The organism is Methanospirillum stamsii, from assembly GCF_003173335.1.
GTDB lineage: Archaea > Halobacteriota > Methanomicrobia > Methanomicrobiales > Methanospirillaceae > Methanospirillum > Methanospirillum stamsii.
In genome coordinates this window covers 47,075-62,909 of the sequence record NZ_QGMZ01000014.1, presented here as the reverse complement: position 1 = coordinate 62,909, position 15,835 = coordinate 47,075, and the positions used below count along the sequence as shown (strand labels likewise).

At 44.0% G+C, this 15,835-nt stretch carries 15 protein-coding genes and 1 tRNA gene; 7 read left to right on the top strand and 9 right to left on the bottom strand.

Features of this window, described 5'->3' with window-relative positions:
• The first annotated feature begins 3 nt into the window (after positions 1 to 3).
• The 5 genes from DLD82_RS06880 (at position 4) to DLD82_RS06860 (ending at position 6,207) form a co-directional block, all read left to right on the top strand.
• A complete protein-coding gene (locus tag DLD82_RS06880) occupies positions 4 to 1,761 on the top strand; it encodes an amylo-alpha-1,6-glucosidase (protein ID WP_109940377.1) in 1,758 nt (585 codons plus the stop codon).
• Positions 1,762 to 1,837: 76 nt separating this feature from the next.
• The gene (locus DLD82_RS06875; RefSeq protein ID WP_219968309.1) at positions 1,838 to 2,332 is read left to right on the top strand and encodes a hypothetical protein; all 495 of its coding nucleotides are present in this window, start codon (positions 1,838 to 1,840) and stop codon (positions 2,330 to 2,332) included.
• Positions 2,329 to 4,314: a type B DNA-directed DNA polymerase gene (locus DLD82_RS06870; RefSeq protein WP_109940375.1), complete on the top strand. Its 1,986-nt coding sequence runs from the start codon at positions 2,329 to 2,331 to the stop codon at positions 4,312 to 4,314. Before DLD82_RS06875 ends, DLD82_RS06870 begins: the two co-directional genes overlap by 4 nt.
• Before the next feature lie 105 nt (positions 4,315 to 4,419).
• Complete coding sequence (locus tag DLD82_RS06865) at positions 4,420 to 5,010, top strand: response regulator (protein ID WP_146199718.1); 591 nt, start codon at positions 4,420 to 4,422, stop codon at positions 5,008 to 5,010.
• Between the two features lie 3 nt (positions 5,011 to 5,013).
• Positions 5,014 to 6,207, top strand: coding sequence for a cation:proton antiporter (locus DLD82_RS06860; protein WP_109940373.1), 1,194 nt, complete (start codon positions 5,014 to 5,016; stop codon positions 6,205 to 6,207).
• Positions 6,208 to 6,217: 10 nt separating this feature from the next.
• On the opposite strand, the gene nikR is transcribed toward DLD82_RS06860, so the two are convergent.
• From nikR to DLD82_RS06820, 8 genes are all read right to left on the bottom strand, one after another.
• The gene (nikR, locus tag DLD82_RS06855; protein ID WP_109940372.1) at positions 6,218 to 6,673 is read right to left on the bottom strand and encodes a nickel-responsive transcriptional regulator NikR; all 456 of its coding nucleotides are present in this window, start codon (positions 6,671 to 6,673) and stop codon (positions 6,218 to 6,220) included.
• 320 nt (positions 6,674 to 6,993) lie between these two features.
• A complete protein-coding gene (locus DLD82_RS06850; RefSeq protein WP_109940371.1) occupies positions 6,994 to 7,647 on the bottom strand; it encodes a class I SAM-dependent methyltransferase in 654 nt (217 codons plus the stop codon).
• Positions 7,631 to 8,737 (bottom strand): MFS transporter, encoded by a 1,107-nt coding sequence (locus tag DLD82_RS06845; RefSeq protein WP_109940370.1) that lies wholly within the window; start codon positions 8,735 to 8,737, stop codon positions 7,631 to 7,633. The genes DLD82_RS06850 and DLD82_RS06845 overlap by 17 nt, the downstream gene beginning before the upstream one ends.
• 4 nt (positions 8,738 to 8,741) lie before the next feature.
• Positions 8,742 to 10,631: a beta-CASP ribonuclease aCPSF1 gene (locus DLD82_RS06840; RefSeq protein ID WP_109940369.1), complete on the bottom strand. Its 1,890-nt coding sequence runs from the start codon at positions 10,629 to 10,631 to the stop codon at positions 8,742 to 8,744.
• Between the two features lie 55 nt (positions 10,632 to 10,686).
• Positions 10,687 to 11,316, bottom strand: a complete 630-nt coding sequence (gene psmB / locus DLD82_RS06835) for an archaeal proteasome endopeptidase complex subunit beta (protein ID WP_109940368.1) — start codon at positions 11,314 to 11,316, stop codon at positions 10,687 to 10,689.
• 92 nt (positions 11,317 to 11,408) lie between these two features.
• Positions 11,409 to 12,245, bottom strand: coding sequence for a CBS domain-containing protein (locus DLD82_RS06830; RefSeq protein ID WP_109940367.1), 837 nt, complete (start codon positions 12,243 to 12,245; stop codon positions 11,409 to 11,411).
• Positions 12,246 to 12,271: 26 nt separating this feature from the next.
• Positions 12,272 to 12,700: a universal stress protein gene (locus DLD82_RS06825; RefSeq protein ID WP_109940366.1), complete on the bottom strand. Its 429-nt coding sequence runs from the start codon at positions 12,698 to 12,700 to the stop codon at positions 12,272 to 12,274.
• A gap of 42 nt (positions 12,701 to 12,742) precedes the next feature.
• Entirely contained in the window at positions 12,743 to 13,774 is a 1,032-nt protein-coding gene (locus DLD82_RS06820) for an amidohydrolase family protein (RefSeq protein WP_109940365.1), read from the bottom strand.
• A 51-nt stretch (positions 13,775 to 13,825) separates the two neighbouring features.
• On the opposite strand from DLD82_RS06820, the gene DLD82_RS06815 reads away from it, so the two are divergent.
• Positions 13,826 to 13,987: a preprotein translocase subunit Sec61beta gene (locus tag DLD82_RS06815; protein ID WP_109940364.1), complete on the top strand. Its 162-nt coding sequence runs from the start codon at positions 13,826 to 13,828 to the stop codon at positions 13,985 to 13,987.
• Between the two features lie 8 nt (positions 13,988 to 13,995).
• Here DLD82_RS06815 and DLD82_RS06810 read toward each other — a convergent pair whose 3' ends face one another.
• The gene (locus DLD82_RS06810; protein WP_109940363.1) at positions 13,996 to 14,742 is read right to left on the bottom strand and encodes a coenzyme F420-0:L-glutamate ligase; all 747 of its coding nucleotides are present in this window, start codon (positions 14,740 to 14,742) and stop codon (positions 13,996 to 13,998) included.
• A gap of 101 nt (positions 14,743 to 14,843) precedes the next feature.
• Between DLD82_RS06810 and DLD82_RS06805 the strand changes: the two genes are divergently transcribed.
• Positions 14,844 to 14,927: transfer RNA gene (locus tag DLD82_RS06805), tRNA-Ser, on the top strand.
• Positions 14,928 to 15,835 lie beyond the last annotated feature (908 nt).

Here is a 15,835-nt window from a genome sequence, read left to right as displayed (position 1 = left end):
ATCATGGACTGTCCTGCACTACCTGAAGAACTTACCATAATTCCTCATCATATCCGGTACGGAAGAGAACTGCAAAATACCAGGATAGCATCAGGCAGGGAGTTTCTCATGACCGAAGGAAGAAGGATCTGTACTTCCTCCTTTGCCGGAAATTCTCGCAGATATCATGGCCTTTTAATCGACAATGATTCAATTATTCTTTCATCACTCCATGAGATTATCAATGGTGTTTCACTTCTTCCCGGCTGGTGGGGAAACAGCTCTCCGGATAACATAACACGACATATCCAGTCCGGAGGACTATACCCCGTTGTCCAGGAATTTGCCATAAAAGATGCCACAATCACAAAAACCATCTCACTTGACCGGGGTCTTACTATCAGGTGGGACGTGGATGGGACCGCGGATTTTAAGATACGTCCCCTGTTAACATCCAGAAGCGTTCATGAACTCACGTTAAACCCACCGGTTCTTTTTGAAGACTCATCCGGAGGGTTTATTGGAAACGGACACCAGTTTTCATGCACTCTCTCTTTTATCCGGGATCCACAGACATATCTTAATGCGAGATATCCGACAGATGAGGAAAGAGGATACAAGGGATATGAAAACCTTTTATCTCCGGGTTTTTATTCCGGAACCATCAAAGATGATGCCATTGAACTGAATGTTTATCCGGCAAAAACGCCCCGGCCACTTCCCATACCATTTCCTAAGATTGAAACCGACCTTCTCTACCGTGCATCATGCCTTGGTATCAGGAATGAGGAGATAATCGCCGGATACCCCTGGTTTACAGAGTCATGGGGAAGAGACACATTCATCAGTCTTCCCGGAGTTCTTCTGGCCTTTGACCGGTACCGGGAAGCGGAAAACATCTTCAAGATGTACCTTCGGCACCGGAAGGGCGGACTCATCCCAAACAGGATTCCGGATTTATACAATTCTGCTGATGCAACACTCTGGTTATTCTGGGCACTGTTTCACTACCTGCAGACCCATCAGGACTCACCATTTGTTGATGACATCATCCCTGACCTTGAGGATCTGATCTCATCCTACCCGGAGACTGAGGTAACAAGCCTTGACAGAGACCTTATTTCCACAACATCCTGTTCAACATGGATGGATACTCCTTCGACTCCCCGTGAAGGAAAACCGGTTGAAATAAATGCCCTGTGGATTCTGTCCCTGGAACTTTGTGAATACCTTGAAATAGGGGTTCCAGTCTCTCCGAAACAGGTTAGAAAGTCCTTCAATTCATTCTGGAATGAAAAAACCGGCTGTCTGTATGATGTCATTGATCCACAGGACGACCGGATCAGACCTAATCAGATAATCGCCCTTGCTCTTGGCCTGGTTCCATTTGATGAAGGGCGACTTGCACTTGAACGAATCAGAACAGAATTGCTGACCCCGTATGGCCTTAGAACCCTGACACCTGGATCTTCTGGGTATCATGGAACATACGCAGGAGATAAATCATACCATAACGGAATGGTCTGGCCCTGGATGTGCGGCTTTTATGTTGATGCACTTATGCAGTACGGTGAAACACCATACCATGCATCACGAACACTGCTCCCACTCTGGCATTATCTGTATACCGACGGTGCAGGTATGCTTCCGGAGCTTTTTGACGGAGACCAGCCATATAAATCTGCCGGAACTATCTGCCAGACATGGAGTATTGCCGAACTCATTCGTGCCAGAAATACCGTCTTTGAAAAGCAGAAACACCAAAATAATTCAGATTTATGAACATTTATATGTGATTTTTCACTTTCACCCTGTTAGCTGTAGAATTATATGAGAGATGCTGACATCCTGCTATGACATGTCAGCTCCTCTTCCCTCACAAGTAACTCCCTCACCAGGGACATTCTCATTATTGATCGCTCCACCAGAGGATCTGACACAGGCGCTCGAAGCACGTCTTTCAAAAGACAAGAGTCTTGTCCTGTACATGTGCGGAAATTACCCGCTCATCCTTCCGGGAATATTTCAATTATCAGAGAGGTTTGTCGTCAGAAGAGCTCTTACCGCATTCCAGATACTGACAATTCTCGACGAAGCATTTCAGTCATTTATCATCTTTGAGCATGACCGATCATTATTTGAAGAACGGGCAGACCTGCTGCCAGTCATCGGACACCGGTGCAGAGAATACGCGATAAAAAACTCAGGAGTTTTGCTCATTTCAACCTGTCCGGACAGGTACATCTATGCATTGGAGCCGTTTTTCCACCGGATCTTTCAGATTCGACAGATATTTCCGGATGAATCGCCGGCCCACACCAGACAATCAAAACAACTGACGCTGGGGGTATGATGACTCTTAAAGAACGAAGATTTATCCTGGATATCTGCCGGACAAAGGATGGAGTGGACACCTGGGAAATACAGGAGAACCAGATCATCTGTACTCATCACCGGCTTTCACCAGAGTTTTTCTTTTCACTCCCTGATCCGCACCAGTATTACCAGTTACTTGATGGTCTTGAATCAGCGTATGAGGTCACGCCTGAAACCATCAGGACTATCTATGGGACGGAGGAAGGTTTTCGTGTCCAGGCAGGACGGGATGTTGCCCTCAAAATTGAAGAACAGACACAGTATCAGGCACGGCTTTTTAATGTCGACATCCGCCCGGAACAAATGCTCTGTGCCAGGACAGAGATGATTCCGGGGGGATGGACAGACGTTGACCGGTTTTCTCCGGACCATGACCTTGACCTTGCAATTGTAGAGATCTCCTGTAGTGAAAACCCTCACCGTGAATCTCATCCCGGACGCATCACCATTACCGAAGGTACCCGGACCCAGGGGCTTGACGGACCTGAAAGAACACTTCTCGAAGACTTCTTTACTGTTATCCAGGATCGCGATCCTGATCTCATTCTCTTTTCGGACTATGATACATGGTCGGGTATCCTGGATACAAAGGCAAAAGAACTCGGTCTTTTCAACTCGCTTAGCAGAACTGGCAGATTTCACACAGTATCGGCCAGATCCTATTACAGTTATGGGAGGATGGAACACCGACTTGGTGCAAAGATCCCGGAGGGCAGGATAATTATTGACAGTCGGCAGAGTTTCATGCACCGGGAAGGAAGTATTCAGGGGATATTCCTTGCTGCACGGCTTAGTGGGCTTTCCCCCAATCTTGCATCACGACTGACTCCGGGAACTCTGATATCAACCTATGAAGTCTATGAAGCATTAAAACGGGGTTATGCAGTTCCGTTCCGGAAAAGTGATGCTGAAGCTTGCAGGGATATTACTTCCATGCGACTTGATTACCGGGGCGGATACATGCTTCAGCCAAGGCCGGGGGTATATGCAGATGTTACCCAGATAGATTTCACATCCTTTTATCCGTCCATTATCGTAAAAGAAAACCTCTCTCCGGAAACACTCGGAAACAAAGAAACTCCCGGATTTCTCCCTTTGGTTTTAAAACCCATTCTCACCTTACGTCATGAGACAAAAGCCAGAAAAAAGACAGACCCCTCGTATGCTGGCATGGACGGAGTGCTGAAATGGATGCTGGTCACCTGTTTCGGCTATACCGGGTATAAAAATGCACGGTTCGGAAGAATAGAAGTACATGAAGAGATCACGCGTACTGCAACCAGGCTCCTTAAAGAATGTATCACGCTGACTCAGCTTCACCAGGGAGAAGTCCTTCATGCCATTATTGACTGTCTTTTCATCCAGGGTGGACCGATAGAAACCATAAAGCAAAAAATAGAGGAGCATACCGGTATCCTAACCGAATGTGAACAATACGACTGGGTGGCATTTCTCCACCAGGCAGACGGAAGTGGATCTTTTACTTCCTACTTTGGAAGATTAAAAACCGGAGATGTTAAAATCAAGGGCCTTTCCTCAAATAGGCGAAATGTTCCTCCTTATGTTGCACAGATGCAAAAAGAACTCATTGAAGAACTGGCAACATGCACCGATTTTTCACAGTTTCACGAAGTAAAAGAAAATTTCGAAGATATATATTCGGATTATACCAGCAACCTGAAAAATGTGGATATGCAGGAACTCATAATTACCCGCCGGATTGGAAGGGAACAATACAAAAAACGGTGCATCGCCCAGGCAGTCCTGGACCGGTATCGTGCCTGTGGTGTAGATCTTAAACCAGGAATGGATGCAGCATACCTGGTCAGGGACGAAAAAAAGCTTCTGGTTGACCCTTCATGGGAGATGCAGGGATTTGACACTCACTATTACAAACGGCTTCTTGAGAAGGCATATGATGAAGTTGCAGGAGTGGCCTATGGAAATGCTTTATACTGAAATTTTTTATTCTGACAATCTTTTATAGAAGAAAAGAGAAAGTTGTCCCATCAGAACAGGACATATTTTGAGGGAATAATTTTCCTCCGGACCATATGCAAAAAAATGACCAGAATATTATATATTGATGATGAAATGGCTCTGCTTACTCTTACTCAGATATATTTACGAGAAGAAGCAGGGCTGGATGTAGATATTGCAGATTCTGCTGAAGAAGGCCTTAATAAACTAAAAAACGAACCCTTTGATGCAATAATATCAGATTATGACATGCCTGGTATTGACGGCATCGAACTTTTAAAACTGGTCAGGGCTGAAAAACCCTCTATTCCATTCATCATTTTTACCGGAAAAGGGAGAGAAGAAGTGGTCATCGAAGCCTTAAACAACGGAGCGGACTTTTATCTTCAGAAAGGTGGCGATCCAAAACCCCTGTTTACTGAGCTGGCACATGCTGTACAACATCTGGTCAGGAGAAGCAAGGCTGAAGATGATGCAATACGAAACGAAAAATACCTGGAATCAGCTCGTTTGAGAATTTTCGAACAATTGCAACTGATCGAGGATTCAACCACTGCCCTTGATGAACTCTATGATGAAGAGAACAAGGCAGAAGACCATTTGAATAAAATCAGAAATGGCACTGAAATTATCCGTAATTGTCTTGAACGCCGTCAGAGAAAACCAGGAGAGTAATTTATGATTCCGGAAGGAGTAATGTCTTCAATTGAGTTTCAGATGAGCCTGCTTCTTTTTGTAGCACTTGCAGGTTATCTTCTGGCATCCCGAATAAACCAGTCTGCAGTAATTGGAGAGATACTTGTCGGACTAATCGTAGGTCCGAGTGTTCTCGGTCTTGTCACATACACCGATTTTGTCAGCAGTATCGCCCATCTGGGTGCAATAATCCTGCTTTTTGTTATTGGATTTGAATTCAATATCCGGGATATATTTAACCTGAAATACGGAATTATTGCAGTTTTCGGAGTCATCATCCCATGGATAGGAGGATATGCAACCTCTCTTCTGTTCGGATTTGACATGCAGTCTGCCTTTTTTGTAGGTACTGCACTTACTGCGACAAGCATTGCAATTACAGCCAATGTCCTTCGTGAAATAAACCAGCTTCAGTCAGATGCAGCAAAAGCAATCATTGGTGCAGCAGTAATTGATGATGTATTGAGTCTTATGGCTCTTGCCATTACCGAAGATATGGTGTCCGGAACTTTTACTCCGGAAGGAATTTTAATCGTATTTCTCAAAGCAATTGGATTCATGGTGATATTCGGACTTTTAGGAGTCTCCGTGATAAGCCGGGCCCTGATAAAACTGGACCATTCATCCATTGCAGAAAAATATCCTGAATTTATCTTTATTACTGCAATGATGATCGCATTTTTCTATGCAATGGTTGCAGACCTTGTTGGATTGTCAGGTATTGTCGGGGCATTTCTGGCCGGAGTGTCAATGGAGAGCGTGGGCCTTCGTCACAGCCGGGATTTCAAGGAGGGAGCAGAATATCTCCAGATCATCTTTGCATCAATCTTCTTTGTTTCGCTCGGGGTTCTAGTGGATATTCACGCCCTGACCTTTGAGGGAGTAATTTTCATGCTCGTTCTATCCATAATTGCCATTCTGACAAAGGTTATCGGATGTGCTCTGCCGTCGAAACTCCTGGGAATGGATACCCGCGATTCACTGATTGTCGGGTTTGGTATGTCTCCCAGGGGAGAGGTAGCGATGATAGTTGCACTGATAGGACTGACAGCAGGAACAATCGGACAGGATATTTACGCAGGGATAGTCTTTATGAGCCTGCTCACAACAATATCTACTCCAATTATTTACCGGAACTGGTTTTACAGGAAAAGCCTTCCTGCCTATCAGGTATAGAAAAAAAAGGTTATCCTTCAAGAGGAATGGTGGTGAGTTTCACGGTCTCAACACCTTTTTGTGCCATGAGTCGTTCGGCAATATTTTTTACTTCCTGGGCATCACCTTTCACTAAAAGAACTTCCACACACCGGTTATGTGTAACATGGGAATGGAGTGATGCCTGGACTAAATCCATATAATCATGCTGGATATCGGTTAATGAGGCAATAAGACCACGCTGGTGATGATCGTACACCAGCGTGATAACACCCTGACGTGGTCCTGAAAGATCTGCCATCCATTTATGGTACCGGATATATGACCGGATAGCATCACGAATACCTTCTGAACGTGATGAATATCCTCTTGTCTTTAAAATCTGATCAAAGCTCTGGAGTAAATTTGATGGAAGAGAAACACCAATCCGGGAAAGATCATGTTCGTAGATATCTTCCGGTTCCGAATCGGCAAAGCTTGGTGACATGCTGATTACTATTTATGTAATAAGGTATATCTTTTTCTTACAGGGTATGTACCTACCAGTATGTACATATAAATTTTCACGTCTTATCCAGATAGTACGTATTCATAAAAAAATTCAGGTTTGCATCAATTAGAAAGAAATTTTGAAAAATTAATGCACGATTCAGAGTGATTGTAAGAGGGATAGTACAGATAGAAAACGCATCGGGAATTTTTTAATGCCATTTCCGGGACTGTCTGATCACCAAACGCACGTAGGGACTGTTTTTAATCAATTTTTTTTACCATATGAAAGAAAATGTGATTAAATGTTATCATTGGTCAAACTTTTTTTGTATAGACGACTGTCCACACACATCGCTGATGATCTGTTCCTTTCACTTTCATCGACCAGGAATACTTTTTTTGTGAATAAAAGATCAATTCCGGAAAAAGGGAATGAAATTCTTCCGGCGAAAAATAATGGGTGATAATACCATTTCCTTTTAGAAAAGTATCTGGTTCAACAGTAATGCCGGCCCCATAACGAAAATCCTCTTTTCCAAAAACGGTGACCATAATTCTCCCCCCTGGAGACAGGATTGCAGAAATTTCTTTAGCAACCTGGATACGTTCGTCGAGGAGAAGATGACTTAAGATGTGGTGGGCATCAACATACTGTACAGAATTTTTTTTAAAGGGCAGATTCAGAGCATTCGAACAGATAAAAGAGACATCATTGAGTTCAGGATTATTCCTACAAAGTGATAACGCTTCAGAAGAGAAATCAAGACCTATTCGGATATTATCTTCTGTCGTAATTCTCCGAAGGTTTTTCCCGTCTCCACATCCGAGGTCAAGAAATATTCCTCCCATTTTATAAGCAGTCTCTTCAAGTGGGACATTTCCCCAGAGTCTGCCTTTTTTTCTATATTCATTATCCCACACTTCCTGTTGATCTTCAACCGGAAAAGTCCCGTCATCTGAAATTATCATGAAGTATAAAACCCTTGCAGGAACACCTGCCAATGATAAATGCAGTTACCAAAGCACATAAAGCAATAATCAGTGAAGATATATGAAAGGAAGTTTTCTCAATCAGAAATCCCCCAAGTGCAGGGATAAGAGTCATCCCCCCGTAACTAAAGGTTGAAAAGAGTCCCATTGCAATACCCTGATGTTCCTCTGCAAGGGACAAATACGCAACCTGCGATACCATGATAACTCCGACAATTGCCCCCATGATGAGAACCGAGAAAGGAAACTCCAGAAATGTGAAAAGAACCGGAATCATCATAATCGCAGATACACGGATGAGCATGACCGGATCAGTTTTCAGGTGATGGGCGAGGAGTGAGGTTATGATAGTTGCAAAATTCATCGCAGCAAGAACAAGACTTATTTCATGAACCTGGACACCAGACAATTCCGGAAATACTGCCTGGGCATACCCGGTACATCCCAAAAGAATAATGACAGAAAACCAGAGTGGGTACTGGCGAATTATCTGATGGCCAGTCTCTGAAAGGAGAATTTTTGCCGGTACGGAAAGTTTTTCTCCAACTTCAGATACAGGAAATATAAGGGTATAAGCGGTTATCATTGCACACATCAGAGTAAAGACCCATACCCCGACATACAATTCTCCGGATTCCATTACCAGCCATCCGGTGCCGATTAATCCGGCCAATAGCCCGAAATTCAGTGAAGCCATGAAATAACCGGTGTTTCGGAGCGTATCAGACTGGTAACTTATCCAGGAGAGAGCAGAAGAGAGAAACATTCCAGAACCTATTCCTTCAGCAAGTCTCCAGAATAACAGTTCAAAAGGATCATGAAGAATGCTTATCAGCAGGCCGGATACGAGGACAATGCAAAGAGAAATCCGAATAACCAGTGCCTGTCCATAACGGTCACTTGCGATGCCTGAAGGAAGTGTTGCAATCATGGCACCAAAAAAATATGCTGAAAAAATGAGTGTCTGAACTGACAGATCATCGGCAATGTCAGGGAGTACAGGTACGATGGCATTTGATAATGCCATGATAACAAAAACTGCAAAAAAAAGAAATACTGGTCTGACCATGGGATCAGATAAGCCGGTATGTCTCCAAATTCATGGGAGATGTAGTCTGAATATGTAATTTCTTGTAAATTGAGCTGGCAAGATCGATGGTCTTGTTTTCATCACCATGGATTGTGAAAATCTTTTCTGGTTTTGGTTGCATATGTGAAACAAAATTCATCAGTTGACGGCGGTCAGAGTGACCAGAGAACCCGTCGACGGTGATACAATCCAGATTTACAATGATTGTTTCGCGGTTACCGATAGGAATTTCACGCCATCCTTTCTGAATTCTTCGGCCAAGTGTACCGTCAGCCTGATAACCAACAAATACCAGACAGTTCCGCTCATCATCAGCAAGATTTCGCAGGTATTCCATGACCGGACCACCATTCAGCATACCGCTGGTAGTGATGATAACACAGGGTTCTCCGGTAATAACCCGCTCACGTTTCTCCTGGGAATCAACCTGTTCAAAACACTCAGCCAGGAAGGGATTGTGTCCTTCTTTGAATATCAGATTTCGTAATTCGGAATTGAGATATTCCGGATAGGTCGTGTGTATTGCAGTTGCTTCTTTGATCATACCATCAAGATAGACCTTGACCTGTGGGAATTTCTCAAGGCGCATTCCTTCCTCAATGGCAAGCATGACTTCCTGTGAACGTCCGACTGCAAATGCCGGAATGATGATCTTTCCACCCCGGCCGAGAACCTCACGAAATACTTCGTATAGTTGCTCTTCTGCATCATTCCGGGAAGGCTGCATGTCCTGGGCCCCACCATAGGTAGATTCCATGAACATGGTTTCAAGTCTTGGGAAATGATTTACTGCTGCATTGAAGAGACGGCTCTTCCCATAATGAAGGTCACCAGTGAAGGCTACATTATAAAGACCGTCTCCCACATGGAAATGAGCAATTGCGGATCCCAGGATATGTCCGGCGTTATGGAAAGTCAGTTTAATATCTGGTGCAATATCAGTTACACAGCCATAATTTAGCACAATTGAATGTTTGATATATTCCTTGACCTCGTTTGATGAATAAGGGATTGGTTTTCCTTCCTTGTTCACCACATCAAGATAGTCAAGTTGAAGCATTGCAGCAAGATCACGGGTCGGAGGAGTTGAATACACCGGGCCTTCATATCCATATTTATACAGAAGTGGAACGTATGCACAATGATCCAGGTGGGCATGAGTGAGCACTACAGCATCCAGTTGGGTAAGAGGGTGGATTTCCGGGACATACAGATATGGGTTAGAATCAAGATTACCTGGTTTCTCACCGCAATCAATCAGAACCCTGCTTTCCGGAGTAGAGAGTAAAAATGCTGCTCTTCCTACCTCACGACAACATCCAAGTGTAGTAACACGAATCCACTGATCCTTTGAAATGACATCCCGGTGGATCCTTCGTCCAATTCTCTTAAGAAGTTCTTTTCGTTCCTGATGGGCGGCACGTAAATACTGTCGTACCTGCTTTACCGTGCTGCTCTCAATCGGAGGGGTTCTTACAACCTTCGGAGTCCATCCAATCTCACGGGTGATATCCCGCAAAGTGGCCCCATTTTTCCCGATGACAACACCTGGTTTTTCAGCCTCGATTAACACTTCTCCAGTATCAGCTTCAAAAAAGATGTCACTGATACCTCCATTCTCTCCTACTACACGACGAATCGCTGATGCAGCTCGTTCCGGATCTTCCAGAATTGTCGGACGAACAACTATTCGCTTGCGGATGTCCCGGGCTAATATTTTGATGAGATCATCCTGATCTGCAAAAGTTTTCGGGTCATCTGTATATATGACCAGTTCCGGACCTTCAAATTCAACCGATGCAACAGTAATCCCTTTCGGGAGTTTCTTTTTGATTTTTTCCTGAATCTCTTTGAGACGTTCCTCAATAAGCATAAAACCGTCCTAAAAAAGTAATAAAATATATAAAATAGTCTATTGTCTTATTTTTCTAATTTGGTGTCAAAACACTAATTTCTTCATCGGTTAGTTCGCGGTAAGAATCCGGAGTAATAACTACAACTGCCATTCCTTCTCCTGATCCTGCATCACGTTTGATAGCAGAACGCAGTGCACGAATTGCAAGTTCTACTGCGGATTTCTCATCCATTCCGGAGACATACCTGTCCTCAAGAACACCATAGGCCATGGGCGATCCTGAACCGGTGGCAACAATACCATCTTCCCTGCCGGATCCTCCGACTGCATCAACTGAGAAAAGAACCGGACCTGTTTCATCCACACCACCGATGAGCAGTTGTACATAGAATGGATACATCCGGTTTCCATGAAGTACGTTGGAAAGAAGAGTTGAAGCTGCCTGAACACTTATCCGCTTTCCTCGCCGGATTTCATAGAGGTTTGCCTCAACGGTCATAAGACGTGCAAGTTGTTGCGCATCGCCAACACCACCAGCAGTAGTAAGTCCGATACGGGGTGCGACCTGGTATATTTTCTTGGCTGTCTTGTTTGAAATAAGGTAACCCATTGTTGCCCGTTTTTCACTTGCAAGTACAACACCGGACTCAAAAACAATTCCGACAGTTGTTGTACCTTTCATTGTATCGCTCTGTTCGACCATAATGGACTCCAGGAATAATTAGAAAAAATACGAAAGTATTGCAGAAGCAAAAATGCCTTAGTTACAAATAACCTGCAATAATTTAAAGTTTTTTATTGATATTTTTCATTCAGGAGAACTTTAATAAGTTCCCTGTCAAAGAGCATGCTAATCAGACGATTATCTCCATTTACTATGGGGAGCTGATCTACTCTGGCCCGTTTCATTTTCAGGGCACATTCACTTACTTCTGCATTTGGCGGTACCATCACGACATTGGTAATCATCGCATTTTTTACCGGCCGGTTTGGAAGCTGGACACGGGAAATGCCATAGGTGATATGATGCACATCGCGGATACTTTCCCAGGTCCATTCATCGTCATCTGTTCCGGTTGTGGAAAGATCAGATGTCTCCACTGAATCTTCAATCATTGCGCAGCGGATGAGATCACGCTCGCAAATTATGCCCTGTAATTTTGACTCTTTGCTCAGGATAGGTATGGCTTCAAATCCCGATATTTCCATAATTCTGCCAACAAGAGGCAGGGGTGTTTCTTCCCAGAGAGCAAAGGTAGGACTGGTATAGACATCTTTTATTTCGTCTTCTATCTTCATTCTGGCGATTGCAAGGACCAGATCGGCCACGCTGATAAGTCCTACCAGTTTATTCGATTCATCGACAACAGGAAGTCTGCGAATATTTAACTTTCGCATTACCCGGGCTGCTTCTGTCAGGGGTGCATCATGACGAATGGTAAGAGGGTTTGGAGTCATCAGCAGAGCAAGCTGGTTCTCTTCAGGTTTATGGAGAAGATCCTTACGGGTAATTATTCCAACCAGTTTGCCATCTTTAAGTACCGGAACTCCACTAATACCGGTTCTTTTTAAAATTTTAAGCACATCATCCCGGTTTCCGGGTATCTCCACGGAGACGACATCAGTCGTCATGTAGTCTGATACCAGCGGGACTGCCACTATGATCTCACCACCAACACTGAGACTTTGCTGTGTTCTACCACAAATGAACTTACACTGCCAATTAATATCCGGTCAATGTTACTCTTTCCGTGCGAACCCATAACAATTAAATCAGCGTTGATTTTTTCCGCGGTTGAAAGAATGGTATCACCTGCATGTCCCTGCTCAAAATGAGTGGTTACGGTTACATTCTTTTTCTGGGCGATTTCCTTGATTTTTTCAAGTGCGGTATTTCCTTCCTGCTCAAGCAGACTATACATAATTTCCAGCTTGCTGTCTACCGGGATATCAGAGAATAATCCTGATTCAACAACGTAGACTGCGTGAAGATCTGCTTTCCATGCGATAGCCTGCTCTATGGCATCTGAAAATGCCTTTTCACTGATAACTGAACCATCAATTGCAACAAGAATTGTGTTGTACATACACACCCCTTAAAATAGCTTCCACATTAGTTTGGACTTAACCTAAAAAATTCTTGCGCAAAAATGGCCCGTTGGAGCTCTCTTTACAATGGTGGATTTGATATCGCGGGAATGGTGTAAATTCCCCCATGAAGTATCCAATACAAAAAAGGATGCTTTATTCCCCTTTTTTATGGTGTGAGATATGCCTCCGGGAGAAAACCCGCTTGTTGCTGATACGAGCAAAGTTTGTGCAGGTACATGGTATACCGTATGAACAAATGCTATCTCCTGCATCATGTCTGGCTGTACAAACATGGCGTTATCTGTCCCAATCAGGATTCTGACGCCGGCATCCATCATTTCATGAACAGGCGGGTGACTCATACCCTGTGTTACCTCAAGAAGAAAATTAGATCTGCAGCAGATTACTACCGGTATATCACGATCGGCAATTTCTCGAATCTGTTTTTTTGTTGCATGAGTACAATGGACCAGAAAGTCCGGGTCTGCAGAAAGAGCGGTATCAACATCTTCAGGATCTCTTTCACCGGCATGGATACCAACTATCTTTTTTTCATTTTTCATACGATGAGCAACTTCAGACCAGGAAGTAGTGTCCCGGGTGCTACTGATTCCAGCTCCCTCAGCGTACATTTCTCCACCATTTCTCCCGAGTATAACTGGAGTTACAGATAGATCACGGGATGCTTCCTTAAGAGCACTCACCCCCTCCGGTCCTCCCTCGCGAAAGTCTGCAAAACCAGCGGTTCCCGAATGGATCATCTCATGCATCGTATTCTGCATGGCTGTAATGAGATGACTTCGGGATGTTTGTGCCAGGATCTGATGTTTTAATCCATCCGGAGGGGTTACCAGTTCTTCTAGGGTTCCATTACAGGGGACATCCATCGCGACCGTATCGCCGATATGAGTGTGCGAATTAAAAAAAGCAGGACAGATCCAATATGGAGAGACCTTGTTTTCCTCTTCTATCGCCGTGATGATGCCATCTTCAACAACAATCGTAACATCCCGCGCCTCTAAATCTTCTCCGGTCAGAGCAGTCCCCGATACTGAATACTCATGAATCATGTTAAATTGCCGGCCTTGTCTTTTATATAATTCAGCGGTCAGATATAGATTATGGCAAAAAAAGCAGGTGGACGATTAATCTCATCTGCTGGTCTCGTCAATTATTATGACAGTGAAGACCGGCGGGCAGTCCACATCAGCCCGTACGCGGTGTTAGCTACTGCGGTTGTATGTGGTGTTGCCATCTTCGTCCTGAATATGGTTAGTTTCTAAATTTGTTCTCACATTTTTTTCAGGGCTTTTCTGATGATGTCTTCTTCAGGTCTGAAGTAGATATTGTCATGCCCTGTCCATTTTGGAATTCCCCGGAAGTGAACTGCAGGGATACCATTGTTACTCTCTCCCATGATTAGATTTGCAAATCCGGATATTTCATCTATTACTGCTTCTTCGGTAATTTCAAGTGTTCTTCCGAACAGGTCAGTATCTCCCCGGAAATCCCGAATGGCAGTCATACCGCTCCAGCCGATTGCATGACCGGTCTGACCCCGGCGAAATGATCGGCCACAGGTGTCGGTCACGATGACCCCACACTCTTTTCCGGTTATCCGGAGAAGGCTCTCCCTTACCTCTTTCGCTTCCTTCATTGGGTCAGGAGGGAGAACGATAACAAGGCCATCTTCCACGTTACTTGCATCAACTCCGGACCTGACGCCGACATGACCGAAGGGGAGCTCAGTAAGCGTGAATGGAGTTTCAACCAGAACATCACAGGCCTGGTCCAATACTACCTGCAAAAACCGGGGGTCCTCGCCGGTTACTGATGCAATATGGGTTGCCTGCTGCCCGGGCGATACATCGCACAGGGACCGACTGTATCCTTTTGCTTTTGATATTATCGTACTTGCAATACAGATGATATCCCCGTTTTCAAGAGCGCATCTCTCGCTAATCAACTGGGGAAGGTCATCACCTTTTTGAATCAGGGGAAGACCCTCGATTCCGGTTACCGTGACTGATGAATGCAGAATGATCCCTCTGCTTTAGGGTAAAATGTGTAAGAATATACGGGTATTGATCGGTATCTTAGGAATAGTTTTTATGTGACACATGCAGAGATGTATAGGGAGCCGAGATAGTCTAGTCCGGGAAGGCGGTGGTCTTGAAAACCACTGGTGGTAACACCTCGGGAGTTCAAATCTCCCTTTCGGCGCTAAATCTTTTTTCTGAATGTTTTGTTGTTACGATGTTACTTTTTACACACTGACTCATTAAGAAATGGATAATATATCCAGATTTCCAATAATGTCCTTTTCAATACTGAAAATTACTTCGCAAGCGACTACTTGTTTTTAATATCTATTTGTCTATCCAAAAATTATCAAAGACCGATTGATTCAGAACACGGTTATTCCGGAATGTTGTTTCCGGTTGTTCCCGAATATGGACGAAACCAAAGAGATGATCAGTTTGATGATCCCGGCGGATTGGCGGAAGGCGGCGGAAAGCTGGCGGAACTTTCCGCCGGGTAACGAAGACCGAAATAAGGCTTATTCTACTAAATATTATAATAAATTAATTTTTTATTATAGTAGGCGGAAGAGTTGGGATTTACAGAGCACACACGAACCAGGGATCTCATATGACTGTGTACCTGGAACCTTCCGCCGTTCCGCCAACTCAGAAAAAATGAACAAACAGAGCCACCCCCTAGGGCCAATTCTAAAACGGGCGGAGATTTAGATAGCGGAACCTTTCCGCCGCCTTCCGCCGACATCAGTGTAATTCCGCTTATCAGATTAATATGGATGACTACACTAATTGCTGGAATGGTCCAGGTAAATTCCAATAGGTGGGTGTGATTTGTTTCAATAGGCAGGGCCAATAACTGTATGAATATTCAAGAAAACCATTCCAACAAATAATAGTTACTACAGATAAAGATCCTTCCTCCCTCCTTTGTATTACCCGGATAACCTGATTCCAAAACAAATCTTTTCCCATCGTCACCTGGAAGAAATATTCTGGATGATTGAGCAATCCAGGAATTGTTATTGGTAAGGTGTCAAAAAAATTTTAAAATTTTCTCCCTCTGCGTCCAGAAAATGAGACAAAAATTGT